Below are 18,444 nucleotides of genomic sequence, written 5' to 3' on the forward strand. Positions count from 1 at the left end.
ATAATACCCGAACCCTGGACATTTCTCCAGAGAACCTTGGTCTACTTTTAGGGTCAGGTTGCCGCACGCAGGTTGTTCAGATAGGCCTCCAGATCGAAGCCGATGCGCAGGCTCAGTTCGCGAACGCGCTGCCGTGTGCCAGCCTCGTCCAGCTCCTGCTCCAGGCTCGCCGGTACCAGCAGGATCACGTTGCCCTCCACCACCGGGCACTCCCAGTAATGATGGCGGAACAGCCCGCGCAGCAGCGCCGCGCCCAGCGGCTTGCCGTCGGTGGCGCTCCACTGGTTGATCATCAACCAGCCGCCCGGGTTGAGCTTGGCCTGGCAGTCTTCCAGAAAGCGCCAGGCCAGGTGGGCGCTGGACGGGCCGACATCGGTGTAGAGATCGACAAAGATCAGATCTGCCGGCGCCGCGCTATCGAGCAGCTCCAGGGCATCGCCGATCCGGATCTGCAGCCGCGGATCTTCGCCAAGGCCAAGATGCTGCCGTGCCAGGCGCGGCACCGCGGGGCGCAGCTCCAGGGCTTCCACCGCCTCCAGGGGCAGCCACTTGAGGCAGGCCTGAGTCAGGGTGCCGGCGCCCAGGCCGAGAAAGAGCGCCCGCTGCGGCTGCGGGTGGCAGAGCGCGCCCAGCAGCATGGCGCGGTTGTAGTCGTATTCCAGCCAGGCGGGGTCCGTGGTGAAGACGCAGCTCTGCTCCACCTCTTCGCCAAATTCAAGGAAGCGATAAGGCCCCACCTCCACTACCCGAATCCGGCCATGGTCGTCGACGACCTCTTCCAGCAACACTTCCGTCTCGACCATCACCACCCTCCTCTATAGCCGCCCATGGTAGCCGCGATGGGCACTGTCTATCGAGAGTTGTCGCTGCTATCGGTTACCATGGAAGGCTTCGTCGCACCACTCAGAGAGAATCATGTCCGCGCCCTGGAGCCCCACCAGCTGGAGAGGCCTGCCCATCCAGCAACAGCCCGAATACCCCGATCAAGCCCGTCTCGCCGATGTCGAGCGCACCCTGGCGGGTTATCCGCCCCTGGTCTTTGCTGGCGAAGCCCGCGAATTGCGCCGACAGTTCGCTGAGGTCACCCAGGGGCGGGCCTTCCTGTTGCAGGGCGGCGATTGCGCGGAAAGCTTCTTCGAATTCTCTGCCGGCAAAATTCGCGACACCTTCAAGGTGCTGCTGCAGATGGCGGTGGTCATGACCTTTGCCGCCGGCTGCCCGGTGGTCAAGGTCGGTCGCATGGCCGGCCAGTTCGCCAAGCCACGCTCTGCGAATGACGAGGTCCAGGATGGCGTCTCCCTGCCAGCCTACCGCGGCGACATCGTCAATGGCATCGACTTCACCGAAGGCAGCCGTGTCCCGGATCCGCAGCGCCTGATCCAGGCCTACAACCAATCCACCGCGACCCTCAACCTGTTGCGCGCCTTCGCCCAGGGTGGTTTCGCCGACCTGCACCAGGTGCATCGCTGGAACCTGGACTTCATCGCCAACTCGGCCCTGGCCGACCGCTATCACCAGTTGGCGGACCGCATCGACGAGACCCTGGCGTTCATGCGCGCCTGCGGCCTGGACACCGCGCCCCAGGTCAAGGAAACCAACTTCTTCACCGCCCACGAGGCGCTGCTGCTCAACTACGAAGAAGCCTTCGTCCGCCGCGACAGCCTGACCGGCGATTGGTACGACTGCTCCGCGCACATGCTCTGGATCGGCGACCGCACCCGTCAGCCCGACGGTGCCCACGTGGAATTCCTGCGTGGCGTGAACAACCCCATCGGCGTCAAGGTCGGCCCTTCCACCACCAGCGAAGACCTGATCCGCCTGATCGACACCCTCAATCCGGAGAACGATCCAGGCCGCCTCAACCTGATCGTGCGCATGGGCGTGGGCAAGGTTGGCGATCACCTGCCGCGGCTGATCCAGACCGTCGAGCGTGAAGGCCGCCAGGTGCTGTGGAGTTCCGACCCCATGCACGGCAACACCATCAAGGCCTCCAGCGGCTACAAGACCCGGGATTTCGCCAGCGTGCTGGGCGAGGTCAAGGAGTTCTTCGGCGTGCACAAGGCCGAGGGCACCTATGCTGGCGGCATCCATATCGAGATGACCGGACAGAACGTCACCGAGTGCATCGGCGGCGCCCGTCCGGTCACTGAGGACGCCCTCTCCGATCGTTACCACACCCATTGCGATCCGCGCCTGAACGCCGACCAGTCCCTGGAACTGGCCTTCATGATCGCCGAGACGCTCAAGGGCATCCGTCGTTGAGCAGCATGCGCGGCGCCCTCTACCGCCGCGCCACTGCCTCCCGCAAGACGTCCGCCGGCCCGTGCAACTGCAGGTCGGCGAGGCCCAGCCAGTCGGCCAGGGTCCGCAACTGCCCAGCCAGGGCATCCAGACCCTCGTCATCCAACCCCGCCGGCTCCAGGTGCACCGCATGCACCGCCAGGCGCGACTGCGCCCGCTCGGCGCGCAGATCCACCCGCGCGGCCAGCCGCTCTCGGTAGAGAAAGGGCAGCACATAGTAGCCATAGACCCGTTTGGGCGCCGGCGTGTAGATCTCCAGTCGATAGCGGAAACCGAACAACTGCTCGGTGCGCTCGCGCTCCCAGACCAGGGAATCGAAGGGCGACAGCAACGCGGCGGCCTGCACCGGCCGCCCGGGATTCGGGGTATCCACCACATAGGCTGGCTTCGACCAGCCCTGCACCTGGATCGGCTGCAGACTGCCCTCCTCCTGCAACTCGGCGATACCCTGGCGTGCTTCGGCGGGACTCAGACGGAAGTAGTCGCGCAGCTGGACCTCGCTCGCCACCCCCAGAGCACGGGCGCTGCGCAACAGCAGTGCCCGCCGTGCGGCTTCAGGCGTGGGGGCCGGAGCCGCGAGCAGCGCCGCCGGCAGTACCCGCTCGGGCAGGTCATAGAGCCGCTCGAAACCGCGCCGCCCCGCCACCGTCACCTCGCCGGCGGCGAACAGCCACTCCAGCGCCAGCTTGCCCGGACTCCAGTCCCACCAGGGACCGGCCTGCTCGGCACGCTTCGCCAGGCTGCCAGCGCCCAGGGCGCCGCGCTGCACGACCGCTTCCAGGGTCTGGGCGACGACCTGCGGCTGCTCGACGGCGAACCGTGCCAGCTGGCGATAGATGCCGACGCCCTGGCGCGCCTGCTCGCGACGCCAGCGCAATTCGGCCCAGACCTCGGCTGGCACCAGCGAGGCCTCGTGGGCCCAGCACTCATAGAGCTGGCGCTTGCGCCCCCGGCCCCAGGCCAGGGCATCGAAGTCGGCGAAGGCATAGCGGCCGAGACGACTGAACAGCGGTAGATAGTGCGAGCGCACCAGGGCGTTGACCGAGTCGATCTGCAGCACATTCAGGCGCACGGCCTGGCGGTACAGGGCGGCAGCGCCCGCGCCGCCCTTGGGTTGGCTACCGAAGCCCTGGGCGCGCAAGGCCAGGCGTCTGGCCTCGCGCAGGGAAAGGCTTTCCATCCGAACTCCTGATAGCGAGAGGTGATGCTCCACCCTAGCAGGATCGGCGGCCGCCCTCCTCTGCCGGCTGCTGCCAGAAGGGCTTGTCAGCCTCCTGCCAGGCATCGGCGCGACTCAGACCCAGGTCGTGCAAGGCACTGTCATCCAGCCGATAGAGCGCACGGCGCTGACGGGAGACCTGCATCGCTCGCTGCAACCAGGCCAGGGCCCGACGCAGGCGGCAGCTGACGTCCAGATATCCACGGGCGCGAGCGAACGAATCATGGTGAGTAGCGAGCCGAGCCATGGTGAAACTCCTTCTCCAAGGGGTATGGCGCAAGTCTGGAAGCTGGCATAACATCAATCCAACGAATCTTTCTAATGCGATCCATTCACCAGGCTGATGCCATGAACTATCCCAGCATAGAGACCGATCTGTTGCGCACCTTTGTCGCCATCGCTGACCAGGGCGGCTTCACCCGTGCCGCCGAAGTGGTCAATCGCACCCAGTCGGCGGTGAGCATGCAGATGCGCAAGCTCGAAGAAGACGTGCTGCAGCGGCGGCTGTTCGAGCGGGAGGGCCGCCAGGTACGCCTGACGGCGGAAGGCCAGATCCTGCTGGGCTTCGCCCGGCGGATCCTCAAGCTGCATGGCGAGGTGATGACTACCCTGCGCGAGCCGCACATGGTGGGCACGGTGCGTATCGGCACCCCCGATGACTATGTCATGAGGTTCATTCCGGGCATCCTGGCGGGCTTCGCCAAGGCCTATCCGCTGGTGCAGGTGGATGTCCACTGCGAGACCACCGCGGGCCTGCTGCAACGTCAGGACCTGGATCTGACCATCGTCACCCGCGAACCGGGCAACGAGATCGGCCTGCCCCTGCGTCGCGAGCGCTTCATCTGGGCCGAGGCGCCGGGTTTCGATATCCACCAGCGCGATCCGTTGCCGCTGGCGATGTTCAACACCTCGTGCTTTCTCAGCGAATGGGCCCGACGCGCCCTGGACAGTCGTGGGCGTGGCTATCGTCTGGCCTACAGCAGCCCGAGCCTTGCCGCCCTGCTCGGCATCGTCAAGGCCGGCCTCGCCGTCACCGCGCAGCTGGAAAGCCTGCTGCCGAGCGAGCTGCGCCGACTGGGAGAGGCCGACGGCATGCCCGACCTGCCGGCCTGCTCCATCGAACTGCTGCGCAATCCGCGCAGCGCCTCGCCGATCATCGACACCCTCGCCGAGCACATCGCCGAGGGCTTTCGGCAGTAGTCAGCGCAGCGCCAGCAGCACCGCACACAGCAGCAGGAAACCACAGAATAGCAGCCGCAGTAGGCGCTCTGGCAGCTGGTGCGCCAACTTCACGCCCCAGCTCACGCTGAGCAGCCCACCCAGGGCGAGCGGAATACCCACGCTCCAGTCGACTTCCCCATGCCAGGCGTAGCTGGCCAGGGTGACCCCGGTGGTGGGCAGCGCCATGGCCAGGGACATGCCCTGGGCCGCCACCTGGGTCAGGCCCATGACTCCGGCCAGGATCGGCGTGGCGATCACCGCCCCACCGACACCGAACAGCCCGCCGACCATACCCGCCACCAGCCCCAGCACGCCGAGACCCAGCCGGCTCGGCGTCGTCAGCGGCGGCTGGCCACGACGATAGAGTTGCCAGAGGTTGTAGAGCACCAGCAGGAACAGGAAGCCGACGAAGCCGTGGCGCATCGAGCGGGCATCCAGGGACACCGCCAAGGCCGTGCCCACCAGGGCCGACAGCATCCCGGCCGCGGCCAGCAGCCCGGCGCTTTGCCAGTCGATGCGGTTGCGCTGGTTGTACTTGTAGACCGACAGCAGCACGTTGGGCACCACCATCACCAGGGCGGTGCCCTGGGCCAGTTGCTGGTCGAGGCCGAACAGCAGGGCCAGCACCGGAATGGCGATCAAGCCGCCGCCGATGCCGAACAGGCCACCCACCACGCCCAGCAGCGCGCCGAGGACGACATCGATCAACAACGTAAACAGCGGTTCCACGATGGCACTATCCAGCAGCGAAGAAAGGTTGAAACAGCGGTCGATCCCGGCAGACACCCAGACAGCAAAAAGCCCGGCAAGCCGGGCTTTCTGTCGAGACGCCTGGTTTAGACCTTGGCGCGCGACTTGTACTCGTTGGTACGGGTGTCGATCTCGATGTGGTCGCCGATATCGCAGAATTCGGAAACCTTCAGCTCGTAGCCATTGTTCAGGCGCGCGGTCTTCATGACCTTGCCCGAGGTGTCGCCGCGAACGGCCGGCTCGGTGTAGGCGATCTGGCGCACGATGGTGGTGGGCAGTTCGATGGAGATGACGCGATCGTTGTAGAACACCGCTTCGCAGACGTCGGTCATGCCGTCTTCGATGAAGGCGATGGCTTCGCCCAGGTCGTCTTTCTCGACTTCGTACTGGTTGTAGTCGTTGTCGACGAACACATACAGGGGATCGGCGAAGTAGGAATAGGTCACTTCCTTGCGATCCAGAATCACCGGCTCGAGCTTGTCATCGGCGCGGAAGACGGTCTCGGTCGCGCTGCCGGAGAGCAGGCTCTTCAGCTTCATCTTGACCACTGCAGCGTTACGGCCGGACTTGTTGTATTCAGCTTTCTGGATGACCCAGGGAGCGTTGTCGATCATGGCCACTTGGCCGGCACGGAACTCTTGTGCGGTTTTCATGCGGTTATCCGTATGGATGGAAGAACGGGATTTCGAGGCGCCATATGATAGCCAATCTGTATGGAAATGCACCAGGCTGGCGGCAAGATCGCTGTGAGAAGCCATCCGATCGCTCCAATCCCGCGCCAGCAGACGCCAGTCCTCGACCTGCGCCTCCAGCGTCGACCAGGCCATCGCCAGGTCGCCGCGACCGTTCCAGGCTAGCCATAGGTCACTGACCGCAGCGCCCAGTTCAGGGGTGCCCGAGGCGACATAGCGCGCCAGAAAGGCCTCGAGCTTGACGAAGTGGGCGTCCTCTTCCTGCGGATAGATGTGCCAGACGAAGGGATGCGCCGCCCACTGGGCGCGGACGAAGGAGTCCTCGCCACGGATGGCATTGAAGTCACAGCACCACAGCAGCCGGTCGTAGTCCTGCTGGGAGACGAAGGGCAGCACCTGCACCCGCAGGGCGCCGCGACGGTGGCTGTCGCCGGCCTTGAGCCAGTCGACGCCGAGCCAGGCGGCGACGTTGGCCAGCACCCGGCCCTCCGGTACCAGCAGGCAGGTGGGGCGCGTGCCGGCGCTGAGGGCATCGAGCCAGTCGATCAGCGCCGGGTTCTCGTAGGCGAACAGCGAGAACAGTCGCTCCCCGGGCTGGCGTCGAACGCCCAGCCCAGCCAGAAAGTCGTCCCGGGCCGTGGCCGCCTGGAGGAAGCCGTCACGCTGATCGAGCAGGTCGTGCTCACGCAGCAGTCCGCCCACCTTGGCGGTGAAGCCGGGAAAGAAGAAATACTTGTTCAGCCCGGTGGGTTGCAGCGACGGCAGGGCGTGGCAGCCTTCGATCCATTCCTCCGCGCTCAGGTATTCCAAGTTCAGCCAGAGCGGTCGCTCGGCGCGACGCGCCATGGCCGTGACGAAGCCGTCCGGCAGCTGGCAGGCGAAGGCCTCCACCACCACGTCGCCCGGCTCCGCCGCGGTCCAGTCGGCGTGCCAGCGCCGTACTTCGACGCCGCGGTGCCATTGCTGCTCGGCCGCGCCATCGACCCCCGGCTGGATGCGTGCCAGGGGATAGAGGTCGTCGATCCAGAGGCGGACCTGCTGGTCATGTTCGGCGACCAGCTGATGGGCCAGGCGCCAGGTGATGCCGGCGTCACCATAGTTGTCCACCACGGTGCAGAAGATGTCCCAGGCTGCCATGCCATACCTCTAAGTCATTGATATCGAATCATGTTCTGCGCCCTTGCCAGGCGGTCGCGAGGCGGATTCCAGTGAACCCAATCACACCGCGACCACGAGCGGGTCGGTAGTATCCGCGCTTTTTCGGACGGATTCTCCATGTCGTTGCGCCCCGCCCTGCTGTTCTGCCTGAGCCTGGCTTCCTTGAGCGCCCTGGCGACCCCCCAGCCGCCTCGCACCTTCAGCGAAGCCAAGGTGGTCGCGGCCAAGGTCTATGCCAAGCAGGGCGTGGATTTCTATTGCGGTTGCCACTACAACGGCAAGACCGTGGACCTCAAGAGCTGTGGCTACGTCCCGCGCAAGAGCGCCCAGCGCGCCAGCCGTATCGAATGGGAACACATCGTGCCGGCCTGGGTGATCGGCCATCAGCGCCAATGCTGGCAGAAAGGCGGCCGCAAGAACTGCACCGCCAACGATCCGGTGTACCAGAAGGCCGAGGCCGATCTCTTCAACCTGGTGCCGGTGGTCGGCGAGGTCAATGGCGATCGCAGCAACTTCGCCTTCGGCTGGCTGCCGCAGAAACCGAGCCAGTACGGTGCCTGCCAGATGGTGGTGGACTTCAAGGCCAAGACCGCCATGCCGCGCCCGGAGATCCGCGGCATGGTGGCGCGCACCTACTTCTACATGAGCGACCGCTACGGTCTGCGCCTGTCCAAGCAGGACCGCCAGCTCTATACCGCCTGGACCAAGCAGTACCCGCCGGAAGCCTGGGAGCGCCAGCGCAACCAACGGCTGGCCTGCATCATGGGGCGTGGCAATCCCTATGTAGGCGAGACCAAGGCCTGCAAGTAAGGCGGTGCAGAGCCAGTTCAAAGGCTCTCAGGCTGCGCAGGGGATGCCGCTATGGAATCTCAGCTCGCGATCGCTGGAGGTGATCAACTCCACTTCCAGGGCACGCACCTCGGCGATCTTGGCGTCGACGTCGTCGCGCTCGCCATAGAGATAGGCGAGCTTGAGATAGTCCTGGAAATGCCGGGCCTCGGAGGCCAGCAGGCCGCTATAGAACTTGCCCAGCTCCGCGTCTAGGTGGGGCGCCACAGCACCGAAGCGTTCACAGGAGCGGCACTCGATGAAGGCGCCGATCACCAGGCTGTCGGTCAGCTTCAGCGGCTCGTGGTTGCGACAGAGCTTGCGCAGGGCACCGGCATAGCGCGCCGAACTGACGTTGCGGTGCTCGATGCCACGGCGCTTCATGATTTGCAGCACCTGCTCGAAATGGCGCAGCTCTTCACGGGCGATGCGGGACATCTTCCAGGACAGCTCGGCGCGATTGGAATAGGTGAACAGATAGTGAAAGGCGGCGCCAGCGGCCTTCTTCTCGTTGTTGGCGTGGTCCTGCAGCAGCGTCGGCAGGTCCTGCAGCGCGGCCTCGACCCAGGCATCCGGCGTGCGGCAACCGAGGAATTCGTTCATCTCGGGCAAGGACATCAGCGTAATCCCGTGCAAAAGCCGCGCATTATAGAGAAAGGCGCGCGCCTGGGCAGCGCCACTCGCCCGGCAGCACTCAGACGCGGCTGTCGACGCCTTCGAGCAGGAAGCGTGGGGCGATGTAGCGATCGTAGTGAGCTTCGGACAGGAGGAAGAATTCCCGGTCGATGGCGTCACGCAGATCGGCAAGGGGGCGCTCGCGAAACTCCGGCAAGAGGCGCACGCCATAGGCATCCAGCTGCTGGATATGGCGCGCACCGCGGGCCAGCAGCTGGTAGGCCCAGCAGTATTCCGACTGATCCGACCGGAAGCGGATGCTGCGCTGCTGCAATTGCTGGCGCAAAAGCCCCGGATCGAAGACATCGACCTTGGCCGACACCACCTGCACCAGCAGCAATTCCAGACGCGCCCAGACGGCGCGGCGCTCTTCTTCGCCGTAGAGATTCCAGTTCACCACCTCGTGGTGGAATCTCTTGCAGCCACGGCAGACGTGGTCGCCGAACATCGTCGAGCACAGGCCGACACAGGGCGTCTTGATAACAGGAGCGGGCATGGGCGGCAAGCCTTGGAGCAAAACGCCTAGTCTAGCCGGAAACGTCGACGACCGGCGCGGGCCACCCGCGCCGGTCGTGCAGAACCCCAGGCCAAATCACACCGCGGCGACGCTCCGGCTTGGCAGCGGATTGGCGCTACGGCGGCTCAGCCCGTAGAAGAACAGCCCGCCCAGGAAGCAGCCGGTGAACCAGGCGAAGTTGGCGATGGGCTTGAACCAGGGCACGAAGGTGAAGCACAGCCCGATCAGCGCCGCGGCCACCAGTGCCTGGACCGCGACCCAATTGACGCCGCCGCTATACCAGTAGGCGCCACTCGGGCTGTCGTCGAACAACGCATCGACATCGATGCGGCCCTTGCGCAGCAGGTAGTAGTCCACCAGCAGGATGCCGAACAGCGGGCCGATGCAGGACGCCAGGACGTCCAGGGTGTAGTGGATCACCTCGGGGTTGTTGAACAGATTCCAGGGGGTGAGGAAGATCGAGGCCACCGCGGCGATCATGCCGCCCGCGCGCCAGCTGATCTTGCTCGGGGCCACGTTGGCGAAGTCGAAGGCGGGCGAAACGAAGTTGGCGACGATGTTGATGCCGATGGTGGCGGTGACGAAGGTGAAGGCACCCAGCAGCACCGCAGTGGTGTTGTCGATCCGCGCCACGGTGGCGATGGGATCGTGGATCATCTCGCCGAACACCGGAAGGGTGCCGGACACGATCACCACGGTGACCAGGGAAAAGGCCAGGAAGTTGATCGGCAGGCCCCAGAAATTCCCGCGACGAACGTCCTGCATGGAGCGGCAGTAGCGGCTGAAGTCACCGAAGTTGAGCGTGGGCCCGGAGAAATAGGACACCACCAGGGCGATGGCGACGATCACCTGGCCAAAGGCCGCCCAGCCGGTCAGCTGCTTTTCCGCCAGGGTAAAGCTGATATTGCTCCAGCCGGCGCGCCAGACGATCCAGGCGGCGAGCAGGAACATCACCGCATAGACGGCAGGGCCAGCCCAGTCGATGAAGCGGCGAATGGACTCCATGCCGGCCCAGAACACGCAGGCCTGCAGGAACCAGAGGGTCAGAAAGCCACCCCAGCCCAGGTAGGAAAGACCCAGGAAATCGCTGTCGCCATAGACCGCCAACGCGGGGAAGAAGCGCAGCACCACGATGACCAGGGCGCTGGAGGCCAGGTAGGTCTGGATGCCGTACCAGGCCACCGCGATCAGGCCACGGATCACCGCTGGAATGTTCGCGCCGAAGACGCCGAAGGCCAGCCGGCAGACCACCGGATAGGGTACGCCAGCCTGCTGGCTGGGCCGGGCGACCAGATTGGCGATGACCTGAACGATGCAGATCCCCACCAGCAGCGCGATCAACACCTGCCAGCTGGCCAGCCCCAGGGCGAACAGGCTGGCGGCGAAGACATAGCCGCCGACGCTGTGCACGTCGCTCATCCAGAAGGCGAAGATGTTGTACCAGCTCCATTTCTGCTCGACCGGGCCGAGGTCTTCGTTGTACAGACGTGGGCTGTAGCCCGGGGGAATCTGCTGGTTCATGAATCGCCTCCTCCGTGGTGGCGGGTACCTGCATACGGCGCCCGCCTTGTTTTGTATACAATCCCACCGAGCAGAGACCGTGCCAGTTACCGCGAAATACCCTTAACTCGCTGGCTCACTAGGGATTTTTCACAGGAAAAGCTACCAATGCAGCATTCCAGACGTTACCGGACGTGCACTTCCCTGGGGCGTTTGGTGGCAGACAGGCGCTACCTTGGCGCACAGAGTCGACCAGATTCCCCCATCGTCGACGCCCCATAACTTGTATACAATCTAGGCAAATCGCCGGAGCCAGCCCATGAGTGCAGTACCCTCGCCGCTCGCCGTTGCCGCCTCTCCCCGGGACGAGCGGATCTACCAGGACATCCTCGACGCCATCGTCGAGCATCGCCTGAGCCCGGGCACCCGGCTGCCGGAAGACACCCTGGCGGAAACCTTCGGCATCAGTCGTACCGGCATTCGCAAAGTGCTGCAGCGGCTGGCCCTGGAACGCCTGGTGACCCTGCGCGCCAATCGCGGTGCCCAGGTCGCCCAGCCCAGCGCCAAGGAAGCCCAGGACATCCTCGCCGCGCGCCAGCTGATCGAACCGGCGCTGATGCCCCTGGTGGCCGCACGGGTCGACAGCGCCCAGCTCGCGCCCTTGCGGCAGCTGTGCATCGAGGAGCACGAGGCGCAGCATGGCGGCCGCCACAGCCTGGCGATCCAGCTGTCCGCGCGCTTCCACGTCGAACTCGCCGCCCTCGCCGACAACCAGGTGCTGACCGAGCAGGTCGCCCAACTGGCCAGTCGCTCCTCGCTGCTGATCGCCATCTATGGCTCGCGGCACAGTCTGGGTTGCGATTGCGGCCAGCACGAAGACCTGCTGGACCTGCTCGTCCAGGGCAAGGGCGCGGCCGCCAGCGACTGGATGGCGCAGCATCTGCGCCTGATCCGCGAATCCCTGCGGATCGACCGGCCTGTGGCCGCCGAGCCCGATTTCCGCAGCATCTTCAAACGCAGTTGAGGCGTCCCATGCAGATTCAGGTCATCAATCCCAATACCAGCGCCAACATGACCGCCAAGATCGGTCGCGCAGCCCAGGCCATCGCCCGCCCGGGTACCACCATTCTCGCCAGCAACCCCGAAGCCGGTCCGGTTTCCATCGAGAGTCACTACGACGAAGCCGTGGCTGCGGTTGGCGTGATCGAGGAAATGCGCAAGGGCGTCGACGCGGGCTGCGCGGCCCATGTCATCGCCTGCTTCGGCGATCCGGGCCTGCTGGCCGCGCGGGAAATGGCCAAGGGGCCGGTGCTGGGTATCGCCGAGGCCGGTTTTCACCTGGCCAGCCTGCTGGCCACCCGCTTCGCCGTGGTGACCACCCTCACCCGCACCCGCATCATCGCCGAGCACCTGCTGCAGCGTTACGGCTTCGCCGAGCTGTGCACCTCGGTGCGCTGCATCGACCTGCCGGTGCTGGCGTTGGAGGCCGCCGACGACAGCCTGATCGAGCTGATCGCCGCCGAGGGGCGTCGCGCCCGGGACGAGGAAGGTGCCGGGGCCATCGTGCTGGGCTGTGGCGGCATGGCCGATCTGCGCGAAGCCCTGAGCGAGGCCATCGGCATTCCGGTGATCGAAGGTGTCAGCGCCGCGGTCAAGCTGGCCGAATCCTTGGTCGACCTGGGCCTGGGCACCAGCAAGCACGGTGACCTGGCCTATCCCATCGCCAAGCCCTTCAGCGGACGCTTCGCGCATCTGGGTCGCTAGGCTACGGCCAAGGTCTAACGGCGTGACGCACAGGATGCGACAACGCGGCGCTTAACTTCGTCAGAGGCTTGGCGTAGAATTAGGCAGCCTTATAGGCGCAATGTCCGATACGAAGCTGTTTTCAAAGCGTCACGAGCAAAGTATCCGGCGATCCGGCAGCGGCGGCTTCATCAACCGCCTGCTGCCGATTAGCTCTCCAGCAGCCGGCGTAAAACTTTGAAAACAGCTTCCAGCGGAATGCGTCCGGCGCGACGGCGGTCCTGCCCGCAGCCTCCCCCGTCATACCCTGCCGGATACATTTCGGGGCGCCAGCCCCCGGACGCAATATTGGACCACTGATGAGGGTCAACCTGTGCTTGAAGCCTATCGTAAACACGTAGAAGAGCGTGCCGCCCAGGGCATCGTGCCCCAGCCGCTGAACGCCGAACAAACGGCCGGTCTGGTCGAACTGCTGAAGAATCCCCCGGCCGGTGAGGAAGAATTCCTCGTCGACCTCATTACCAACCGCGTACCGCCGGGCGTCGACGAAGCCGCCTACGTGAAGGCCGGTTTCCTCTCCGCCATCGCCAAGGGCGAAGCCCAGTCCCCGCTGATCTCCCGTCAGCGCGCTACCGAGCTGCTGGGCACCATGCAGGGCGGCTACAACATCGCCACCCTGGTCGAGCTGCTGGACGACGCCGAACTGGGCGCCGTGGCCGCCGAGCAACTCAAGCACACCCTGCTGATGTTCGACGCCTTCCACGACGTGGCCGAGAAAGCCAAGGCGGGCAATGCCCACGCCAAGGCCGTCATGCAGTCCTGGGCCGAAGGCGAGTGGTACAAGAAGCGTCCGGAAATCGCCGAGAAGTACACCCTGACCGTGTTCAAGGTGCCAGGCGAGACCAACACCGACGACCTCTCCCCCGCCCCTGACGCCTGGTCGCGTCCGGACATCCCGCTGCACGCCCTGGCCATGCTGAAGATGGCCCGCGACGGCATCGTGCCCGAGCAACAAGGCAGCATCGGTCCGCTCAAGCAGATCGAGGAAGTGCGTGCCAAGGGCTTCCCGGTCGCCTACGTCGGTGACGTGGTCGGCACCGGTTCTTCCCGCAAGTCCGCCACCAACTCGGTGCTGTGGTTCTTCGGCGACGACATCCCCTACGTGCCCAACAAGCGCGCGGGCGGTTTCTGCTTCGGCTCCAAGATCGCGCCGATCTTCTACAACACCATGGAAGACGCCGGTGCCCTGCCGATCGAATTCGACGTGTCTGAGCTGGAAATGGGCGACGTCATCGACGTCTATCCCAAGGCTGGCAAGGTCACCCGCCATGGCAGCGACGAGGTGCTCGCCACCTTCGAACTCAAGACCCCCGTGCTGCTGGACGAAGTCCGCGCCGGCGGCCGTATCCCGCTGATCGTCGGCCGTGGCCTGACCGAGAAGGCGCGTGCCGAACTGGGCATGGGTCCGACCGACCTGTTCAACAAGCCGGACCAGCCGGCCGAGAGCAGCAAGGGCTACACCCTGGCGCAGAAGATGGTCGGCAAGGCCTGCGGCGTCGAGGGCGTGCGCCCCGGCACCTACTGCGAGCCGAAGATGACCACCGTCGGTTCCCAGGACACCACCGGCCCGATGACCCGCGACGAGCTGAAGGACCTGGCCTGCCTGGGCTTCTCGGCTGACCTGGTGATGCAGTCCTTCTGCCATACCGCGGCCTATCCCAAGCCCATCGACGTCAAGACCCACCACACCCTGCCGGATTTCATCCGCACCCGTGGCGGTGTTTCCCTGCGTCCGGGCGACGGCATCATCCACAGCTGGCTGAACCGCATGCTGCTGCCCGACACCGTCGGCACCGGTGGCGATTCCCACACCCGCTTCCCGATCGGCATCTCCTTCCCGGCCGGTTCCGGCCTGGTGGCCTTCGCCGCGGCCACCGGCGTCATGCCGCTGGACATGCCGGAGTCGGTCCTGGTGCGTTTCAAGGGCAAGATGCAGCCCGGGATCACCCTGCGCGACCTGGTGCATGCCATCCCCTACTACGCCATCCAGAAGGGCCTGCTGACCGTCGAGAAGAAGGGCAAGAAGAACATCTTCTCCGGCCGCATCCTCGAGATCGAAGGCCTGGAAGACCTGACCGTGGAGCAGGCGTTCGAGCTGTCCGATGCCTCCGCCGAGCGTTCCGCTGCCGGTTGCACCATCAAGCTGTCGCCCGAGTCGATCACCGAGTACCTGCAGTCCAACATCACCCTGCTGCGCTGGATGATCGAGGAAGGCTACGGTGACCCGCGTACCCTGGAGCGCCGCGCGCGCGCCATGGAAGCCTGGATCGCCAACCCGGAGCTGCTCGCCGCCGATGCCGATGCCGAATACAGCGAAGTCATCGAGATCGACCTGTCCGAGGTCAACGAGCCGGTGCTGTGCGCCCCGAACGATCCGGACGACGCCCGTCTGCTGTCCCAGGTGGCCGGCGACAAGATCGACGAGGTGTTCATCGGTTCCTGCATGACCAACATCGGTCACTTCCGCGCCGCCGGCAAGCTGCTGGACAAGGTCAAGGGCTCGATTCCGACCCGCCTGTGGCTGTCGCCGCCGACCAAGATGGACCAGCACCAGCTGACCGAGGAAGGCTACTACGGCATCTACGGCAAGGCTGGCGCACGCATGGAAATGCCGGGCTGCTCGCTGTGCATGGGCAACCAGGCCCGCGTAGCCGCCAACGCCACCGTGGTGTCCACCTCCACCCGTAACTTCCCCAACCGCCTGGGCGACGGCGCCAACGTCTACCTGGCGTCGGCGGAACTGGCCGCGGTGGCCTCGATCCTGGGCAAGCTGCCCACCGTCGAGGAATACATGGAATACGCGAAGAGCATCGACAGCATGGCCGCGGACGTCTACCGCTACCTGAGCTTCGACCAGATCGCCGAATTCCGTGAAAGCGCCGAGAAGGCCCGTATCGCCGCCGTCGAAGTCTGACGTTAGCGTTAGGTACTGAAAAACCGCCCTTCGGGGCGGTTTTTTATTGCGCCGCGATCCTGGCTGTCAAGGACAGCTGCCTCCCCTTGAACCGGTCTTAAGCGGCGGTTAACTCAAACGCCCTACCCTCAGATTTCCTTCTACCGAGATCACTCCATGAAACGTCTTGTCATCGTGAGCCTATCCACCCTGCTGCTCGGTCTCAGCCAGACGACGATGGCAGCGGGTTGTATCAAGGGCGCCATGATTGGCAGCGTGGCGGGGCATGTGGCCGGTCACCACGCCATCGCCGGTGCCGTCGCCGGTTGCGTCATCGGCCATCACCTGGCGGCGAAGGCCAAGGAAGAGCAGCGGTACGGTCATTCCTGAATGCGATGAGGTGCTTTCCAGCGGTGGACATGAGTCGCTATCAACATCGCGACTATTCACCGAAGCAGCCATTTGCACGGCGCCTGAGACGGCTTTAACGCAGACTCTTCACGCTCTCCCCAAGCCCAGTCCGTATCGCGGCCATGGGCTGCTCCTGCAGCTTCAGGCATGGCTGTAGGAGCGGCCCATGGCCGCGATATCGATAGTCCGCCAACGACCCAGGTGATTAATGGCGTCCAGGGCGACTTGGCGGCCAAGCTGTAGCGCAGGAGAACTGGCGAGGCTCGGCAAGGTCAATTGTTACAGGACATTACTTCGCACCCACGAGAGGTCGCCACCATGAAGCTCCTGCCTACCCTTGCCCTTTCCGCTCTGCTACTCGGCGCCAGCCAAGCCACCTTTGCCGCTGGCTGCGTCAAGGGCGCCGTGGTCGGGGGCGCCGCGGGTCATGTCGCCGGTGGTCACGGCGTCGCCGGTGCCGCCGCGGGCTGCGCCATCGGGCACCACGAGGCCAACAAGAAGGCCAAGGAAGACCAGCAGGCCGCGCCCAAGCAATAGTCGCAAGGCCCCGCCAGCACTGGCAGGCGGGGCCGATTTAACGCTTTCTTTACGCCCCGCCACCGCTCCCCGCCTCGCTTCTTTACGCCCCTCCTCCCGACAATTTCTCCACGCGGCAACGGCCGTCTCTGGAGAACTCGTGATGACCCCCTGGAATCTTCTGGCCCTGCTCCTGGCACTGGGTCTGTTCGTCTATCTGCTGGCGGCGCTGCTACGCGCCGGCCGATCCTAGGGAGGCGGCATGGACAGCCAAGCCGCGTTCCTGATCCTGGCCTTCCTGGCCCTGACCTTTCTTCCTGCTCCTTTCCTGGGGCGTTACTTCTACCGTGCGTTGGAAGGCGAGCGGACCTGGCTGACCTTTGTCGGCGGCCCGTTGGAGCGCCTGACGCTGAAGGTGGTGGGCTCAGATGGTCGCGGCCAGGACTGGCGCACCTATGCCATCGCCCTGGTGCTGTTCAATGGGCTGGGCATCGTGCTGTTGTTCGCCATCCTCGTACTCCAGGGCGGTCTGCCGTTGAATCCGCAGCAGCTGCCCGGGCTGGAATGGACCCTGGCGCTGAACACCGCCATCAGCTTCGTCACCAACACCAACTGGCAGGCCTATAGCGGCGAAGCCTCGCTGAGCTATTTCAGCCAGATGGTCGGCCTGGGCGTGCAGAACTTCGTCAGCGCCGCGGTGGGCGTGGCCGTGCTCGCCGCCCTAGCCCGCGGCATCACCCGCCGCAGCGTGCAGGAAATCGGCAATTTCTGGGTGGACCTGTTTCGCGCGGTCTTCTATATCCTGCTGCCCCTGTGCGTGCCACTCGCTCTGCTGCTGATCTGGCAGGGCGTCCCCCAGACCTTCGCCGCCTACGTCGATGCCACCACCCTGCAGGGGGCCAGCCAGACCCTGCCGCTGGGTCCGGCCGCCAGCCAGATCGCCATCAAGCAACTGGGTACCAATGGCGGCGGGTTCTTTGGCGTCAACTCGGCGCATCCGTTCGAGAACCCCACGGCGCTGAGCGATCTGCTGGAGCTGTCGGCCATCCTGATGATTCCGGCGGCCCTGGTGTTCAGCTTCGGTCACTACATCAAGGATCGGCGGCAGAGCTGGGCGATCTTCGCCGCCATGTTCGGCCTGCTGGTGGTCGGAGGCGCCGTGGCCATCGGTGCCCAGAACCACGCCAACCCCGCGCTGGCCGGCCTGGCGATCACCCAGGAGGCGTCCCTGGAAGGCCTGGAGACCCGCTTCGGCGGTACGGCGTCAGCGCTCTGGGCAACAGTGACCACCGCCGCCTCCAACGGCTCGGTGAACGCCATGCATGACAGCCTAGCCCCCCTGACCGGCCTGATCGCCCTGTTCAACATGATGCTTGGCGAGGTGATCTTTGGCGGCGTCGGCGCCGGTCTCTACGGCATGCTGCTGAATGTGCTGATCGCCGTCTTCATCGCCGGCCTGATGGTGGGCCGTACCCCGGAATATCTGGGCAAGAAGCTGGAAGCTCCTGAGGTACGGCTGCTGGTGGCGACCCTGCTGGTCATGCCGCTGGGCGTGCTGGTGCTGGGCGCCATCGCCGCCAGCGTTCCGGCCGGCGTGGCCGGGATCGGCGCCACGGGTCCCCATGGCTTCAGCCAGCTGCTCTATGCCTACACCTCGGCCACGGCCAACAACGGCTCGGCCTTTGGCGGCTTCAGCGCCAACACCCCCTTCCACAACCTGATGCTGAGCCTGGCCCTGCTGATCGGTCGCTTCGGCTACATCCTCCCGGTTCTGGCCATAGCCGGCAGCCTCGCGGCCAAGCGCCCCGTGCCGCTCGGTCCCAACAGCTTTCCCACCCACGGCCCGCTGTTCGTCACCCTGCTGGTGATCACCCTGCTGCTGGTGGGCGGCCTGACCTTCCTGCCGACGCTCGCCCTGGGGCCGATCGCCGACCATCTGCAACTGTTCGGAGTCCGCTGA

18 protein-coding genes and 1 pseudogene are annotated in these 18,444 nt (G+C 65.3%); 10 read left to right on the forward strand and 9 right to left on the reverse strand.

All coding sequences use genetic code 11. From position 1 onward, the window contains the following. Window positions 1-53: 53 nt before the first annotated feature. The gene (locus V6W80_RS12155; protein WP_338544366.1) at window positions 54-803 is read right to left on the reverse strand and encodes a spermidine synthase; all 750 of its coding nucleotides are present in this window, start codon (window positions 801-803) and stop codon (window positions 54-56) included. Window positions 804-915: 112 nt separating this feature from the next. On the opposite strand from V6W80_RS12155, the gene V6W80_RS12160 reads away from it, so the two are divergent. Beyond that, the gene (locus V6W80_RS12160) at window positions 916-2,262 is read left to right on the forward strand and encodes a class II 3-deoxy-7-phosphoheptulonate synthase (RefSeq protein ID WP_017640483.1); all 1,347 of its coding nucleotides are present in this window, start codon (window positions 916-918) and stop codon (window positions 2,260-2,262) included. Window positions 2,263-2,281: 19 nt separating this feature from the next. On the opposite strand, the gene V6W80_RS12165 is transcribed toward V6W80_RS12160, so the two are convergent. Together V6W80_RS12165 and V6W80_RS12170 are read right to left on the reverse strand one after the other, a co-directional pair. Beyond that, on the reverse strand, window positions 2,282-3,481 hold the full coding sequence (locus V6W80_RS12165; RefSeq protein WP_338544367.1) for a winged helix-turn-helix domain-containing protein: 1,200 nt from the start codon (window positions 3,479-3,481) through the stop codon (window positions 2,282-2,284). 34 nt (window positions 3,482-3,515) lie between these two features. Then, the gene (locus V6W80_RS12170) at window positions 3,516-3,767 is read right to left on the reverse strand and encodes a DUF1127 domain-containing protein (protein ID WP_017640481.1); all 252 of its coding nucleotides are present in this window, start codon (window positions 3,765-3,767) and stop codon (window positions 3,516-3,518) included. A gap of 101 nt (window positions 3,768-3,868) precedes the next feature. Between V6W80_RS12170 and V6W80_RS12175 the strand changes: the two genes are divergently transcribed. Beyond that, a complete protein-coding gene (locus tag V6W80_RS12175; RefSeq protein WP_338544368.1) occupies window positions 3,869-4,720 on the forward strand; it encodes a LysR substrate-binding domain-containing protein in 852 nt (283 codons plus the stop codon). Here V6W80_RS12175 and V6W80_RS12180 read toward each other — a convergent pair whose 3' ends face one another. The 3 genes and pseudogenes from V6W80_RS12180 to earP form a co-directional block, all read right to left on the reverse strand. Next, entirely contained in the window at window positions 4,721-5,461 is a 741-nt protein-coding gene (locus tag V6W80_RS12180; RefSeq protein ID WP_338547416.1) for a sulfite exporter TauE/SafE family protein, read from the reverse strand. A 116-nt stretch (window positions 5,462-5,577) separates the two neighbouring features. Further along, window positions 5,578-6,144 (reverse strand): elongation factor P, encoded by a 567-nt coding sequence (gene efp, locus V6W80_RS12185; RefSeq protein WP_160922794.1) that lies wholly within the window; start codon window positions 6,142-6,144, stop codon window positions 5,578-5,580. A gap of 48 nt (window positions 6,145-6,192) precedes the next feature. Then, window positions 6,193-7,320 (reverse strand): annotated as a pseudogene (earP, locus tag V6W80_RS12190) (elongation factor P maturation arginine rhamnosyltransferase EarP); the annotation flags it as partial. A 138-nt stretch (window positions 7,321-7,458) separates the two neighbouring features. On the opposite strand from earP, the gene V6W80_RS12195 reads away from it, so the two are divergent. Continuing rightward, window positions 7,459-8,151, forward strand: coding sequence for an endonuclease (locus V6W80_RS12195; protein WP_017640477.1), 693 nt, complete (start codon window positions 7,459-7,461; stop codon window positions 8,149-8,151). 27 nt (window positions 8,152-8,178) lie between these two features. Here V6W80_RS12195 and V6W80_RS12200 read toward each other — a convergent pair whose 3' ends face one another. From V6W80_RS12200 to V6W80_RS12210, 3 genes are all read right to left on the reverse strand, one after another. Continuing rightward, window positions 8,179-8,790 carry a tRNA-(ms[2]io[6]A)-hydroxylase gene (locus V6W80_RS12200; RefSeq protein WP_338547419.1) on the reverse strand — a complete coding sequence of 204 codons (612 nt, stop codon included), beginning with the start codon at window positions 8,788-8,790 and terminating at the stop codon, window positions 8,179-8,181. A 73-nt stretch (window positions 8,791-8,863) separates the two neighbouring features. Continuing rightward, window positions 8,864-9,340 (reverse strand): DUF1289 domain-containing protein, encoded by a 477-nt coding sequence (locus tag V6W80_RS12205; RefSeq protein WP_338544369.1) that lies wholly within the window; start codon window positions 9,338-9,340, stop codon window positions 8,864-8,866. 96 nt (window positions 9,341-9,436) lie between these two features. Continuing rightward, window positions 9,437-10,882, reverse strand: a complete 1,446-nt coding sequence (locus V6W80_RS12210; protein ID WP_093251375.1) for an NCS1 family nucleobase:cation symporter-1 — start codon at window positions 10,880-10,882, stop codon at window positions 9,437-9,439. Window positions 10,883-11,180: 298 nt separating this feature from the next. Here V6W80_RS12210 and V6W80_RS12215 point away from each other — a divergent pair, with 298 nt between their 5' ends. The 7 genes from V6W80_RS12215 to kdpA all read left to right on the forward strand — a co-directional run bounded on the left by V6W80_RS12215 (window position 11,181) and on the right by kdpA (window position 18,444). Further along, window positions 11,181-11,885, forward strand: coding sequence for a GntR family transcriptional regulator (locus V6W80_RS12215; RefSeq protein ID WP_338544370.1), 705 nt, complete (start codon window positions 11,181-11,183; stop codon window positions 11,883-11,885). An 8-nt stretch (window positions 11,886-11,893) separates the two neighbouring features. Continuing rightward, window positions 11,894-12,625 carry an aspartate/glutamate racemase family protein gene (locus V6W80_RS12220; RefSeq protein ID WP_093251383.1) on the forward strand — a complete coding sequence of 244 codons (732 nt, stop codon included), beginning with the start codon at window positions 11,894-11,896 and terminating at the stop codon, window positions 12,623-12,625. Between the two features lie 352 nt (window positions 12,626-12,977). Beyond that, a complete protein-coding gene (acnB, locus tag V6W80_RS12225) occupies window positions 12,978-15,578 on the forward strand; it encodes a bifunctional aconitate hydratase 2/2-methylisocitrate dehydratase (protein WP_160922539.1) in 2,601 nt (866 codons plus the stop codon). A gap of 156 nt (window positions 15,579-15,734) precedes the next feature. Next, window positions 15,735-15,947 (forward strand): hypothetical protein, encoded by a 213-nt coding sequence (locus V6W80_RS12230; RefSeq protein WP_338544371.1) that lies wholly within the window; start codon window positions 15,735-15,737, stop codon window positions 15,945-15,947. A gap of 339 nt (window positions 15,948-16,286) precedes the next feature. Then, window positions 16,287-16,505 carry a hypothetical protein gene (locus tag V6W80_RS12235; protein WP_017640469.1) on the forward strand — a complete coding sequence of 73 codons (219 nt, stop codon included), beginning with the start codon at window positions 16,287-16,289 and terminating at the stop codon, window positions 16,503-16,505. 142 nt (window positions 16,506-16,647) lie between these two features. Beyond that, entirely contained in the window at window positions 16,648-16,737 is a 90-nt protein-coding gene (locus V6W80_RS12240; RefSeq protein ID WP_017640468.1) for a potassium-transporting ATPase subunit F, read from the forward strand. Window positions 16,738-16,746: 9 nt separating this feature from the next. Beyond that, a complete protein-coding gene (gene kdpA, locus V6W80_RS12245; protein WP_338544372.1) occupies window positions 16,747-18,444 on the forward strand; it encodes a potassium-transporting ATPase subunit KdpA in 1,698 nt (565 codons plus the stop codon).

It is taken from the genome of Pseudomonas benzopyrenica, assembly GCF_036884265.1.
Lineage (GTDB): Bacteria > Pseudomonadota > Gammaproteobacteria > Pseudomonadales > Pseudomonadaceae > Chryseomonas > Chryseomonas benzopyrenica.

Bases quoted from the DNA above. Each gene is read 5' to 3' on its own strand.
- V6W80_RS12205 (WP_338544369.1), bottom strand. From the start codon at position 9,340: ATGCCCGCTCCTGTTATCAAGACGCCCTGTGTCGGCCTGTGCTCGACG.
- efp (WP_160922794.1), bottom strand. From the start codon at position 6,144: ATGAAAACCGCACAAGAGTTCCGTGCCGGCCAAGTGGCCATGATCGAC.
- V6W80_RS12220 (WP_093251383.1), top strand. From the start codon at position 11,894: ATGCAGATTCAGGTCATCAATCCCAATACCAGCGCCAACATGACCGCC.
- V6W80_RS12210 (WP_093251375.1), bottom strand. From the start codon at position 10,882: ATGAACCAGCAGATTCCCCCGGGCTACAGCCCACGTCTGTACAACGAA.
- V6W80_RS12230 (WP_338544371.1), top strand. From the start codon at position 15,735: ATGAAACGTCTTGTCATCGTGAGCCTATCCACCCTGCTGCTCGGTCTC.
- V6W80_RS12175 (WP_338544368.1), top strand. From the start codon at position 3,869: ATGAACTATCCCAGCATAGAGACCGATCTGTTGCGCACCTTTGTCGCC.
- V6W80_RS12170 (WP_017640481.1), bottom strand. From the start codon at position 3,767: ATGGCTCGGCTCGCTACTCACCATGATTCGTTCGCTCGCGCCCGTGGA.
- V6W80_RS12155 (WP_338544366.1), bottom strand. From the start codon at position 803: ATGGTCGAGACGGAAGTGTTGCTGGAAGAGGTCGTCGACGACCATGGC.
- V6W80_RS12165 (WP_338544367.1), bottom strand. From the start codon at position 3,481: ATGGAAAGCCTTTCCCTGCGCGAGGCCAGACGCCTGGCCTTGCGCGCC.
- V6W80_RS12235 (WP_017640469.1), top strand. From the start codon at position 16,287: ATGAAGCTCCTGCCTACCCTTGCCCTTTCCGCTCTGCTACTCGGCGCC.
- V6W80_RS12240 (WP_017640468.1), top strand. From the start codon at position 16,648: ATGACCCCCTGGAATCTTCTGGCCCTGCTCCTGGCACTGGGTCTGTTC.
- kdpA (WP_338544372.1), top strand. From the start codon at position 16,747: ATGGACAGCCAAGCCGCGTTCCTGATCCTGGCCTTCCTGGCCCTGACC.
- V6W80_RS12215 (WP_338544370.1), top strand. From the start codon at position 11,181: ATGAGTGCAGTACCCTCGCCGCTCGCCGTTGCCGCCTCTCCCCGGGAC.
- V6W80_RS12160 (WP_017640483.1), top strand. From the start codon at position 916: ATGTCCGCGCCCTGGAGCCCCACCAGCTGGAGAGGCCTGCCCATCCAG.
- V6W80_RS12195 (WP_017640477.1), top strand. From the start codon at position 7,459: ATGTCGTTGCGCCCCGCCCTGCTGTTCTGCCTGAGCCTGGCTTCCTTG.